1 protein-coding gene is annotated in these 1,574 nt (G+C 40.1%); it reads left to right on the top strand.

The window, feature by feature from the left end; genetic code table 11:
* Positions 1-252: 252 nt before the first annotated feature.
* Entirely contained in the window at positions 253-1,455 is a 1,203-nt protein-coding gene (locus tag FZ952_RS11470) for an IS110 family transposase (RefSeq protein WP_148881747.1), read from the top strand.
* Positions 1,456-1,574: the final 119 nt, after the last annotated feature.

Genomic DNA, 1,574 nt, shown 5'->3' with positions numbered 1-1,574 from the left:
TGTAGAAAACATACTAAGATTAGTAGTGAAGAAATCTCCGACGGGAGAGAGTACTCACTACTTTTTCTTTATGTTAAAGTAGTGGTGTCTTGTAAAGTCGTAGGGCTCTATGGCGCTAGACGTCGCTTGACAAACTGGCAAGACACCTTGTTTTAGGTGGAGTTTGATCAAAGTATGTGGGACGCTAAACGTCGCGTATTGAAAATAAAATCACTAAAACATGGAATTATTCAAGACAAAAGAGGTAATGTCATGCGTGCAGTATTTGGAATTGATGTCAGTAAAACAAGTTCTGAGGTGGCAATTTTAGTCAACGGTGAGAAGGTTCATGGCTACACCATACTCAATGATGCCTTTGGTTTCAATCGCCTATTGGGCGACTTGAAAACTGTTCATAACCCTGAGATTATATTTGAGGCTACAGGCGTCTATTCTCGACGTCTTCAGGCCTTTCTCGAGGAATATGGTTACGCTTACACACGGCTAAATCCTCTGGAAGCTAAGAAGCAATTGGACAGTCTGCGAGTTCGTAAAACAGATAAAATTGACGCTGAAAAGTTAGCTAAATCTCAGCTTGTGCACAATCGTAAACCAACTTACGTGCAGGAAGAAGTTTATCAACACCTTCGTGATTTAAGCCGTTTCTATCAAAATCTGACAGAAGACCTTGTTCGAGCTAAAAACCGTCTGCACAAGGTCCTACAAATCACCTTTCCTGAATTGGAAAATCTCTTATCCACACCAACTGGCGAGCAATATTGGAACTTAGTGATGGTTTTTCCATGTAAAGAGTTTGTATTAAGCCTATCTCAAAGTGACTTGTATGAGATTATCCGTCAATCTACCTCCAAACGCATCTCTGAAAAGCGTATTGCTTACCTGACTGATAAACTTATAAAACTCGCTAAACAATCTTTTTGTGCGGTCAAGAAAAACTCTCCTATGCTTGAAGAGGTTCGTTACTATGCTCAAGAATTGCTTCGCCTTTCTGAACGCAGACAAGTTGTCTTAAACGACATGGTAACTCTAGCTCAGCCTTTACCAGAGTATGACATCTTACGGTCAATTCCTGGCATCGCAGAAACCACAGCGACATCTATCATTGGAGAATTGGGAGATATTCGTCGCTTTCAGTCTTCCAATCAAATCAACGCTTTTATTGGCATTGACCTGAGACACTATGAATCTGGGAAATTTCTCGCCAAAGAACACATCACTAAACGAGGTAATCCCTATGCCAGAAAAATCTTGTTCAAGTGCATTCACAACATCGCTTCAGCTAGTCATACCAATCCCTGCCATATCGCTGACTTTTATGAGAAACGAAAAAGACTATCGACAATAGCTTCAACTAAGCCTCATGCGATTGCCTCTATACATCGTCTCATTCGAACAATGTATTACCTCATTACGCATAACAAACTTTACGATTACTCTTTGACCCAAAATCGATAAGGCTGTCTATGCCGTATTATTGGAACACCTTGTTTCAAAAAATACCAGATGAGGTGTTTTTTTTGCATGCCCTTTTATGGCTCAAAAAGTGTTAAAAATAAGACAGTAACCTCGGAATA

Origin of the sequence: Streptococcus sp. Marseille-P7376 (assembly GCF_902460385.1) — a bacterium.
GTDB lineage: Bacteria > Bacillota > Bacilli > Lactobacillales > Streptococcaceae > Streptococcus > Streptococcus sinensis.
Note: the sequence above shows the minus strand (reverse complement) of the source record. Positions and strands in the feature narration are given on the sequence as shown.

Bases quoted from the DNA above. Each gene is read 5' to 3' on its own strand.
- FZ952_RS11470 (WP_148881747.1), top strand. From the start codon at position 253: ATGCGTGCAGTATTTGGAATTGATGTCAGTAAAACAAGTTCTGAGGTG.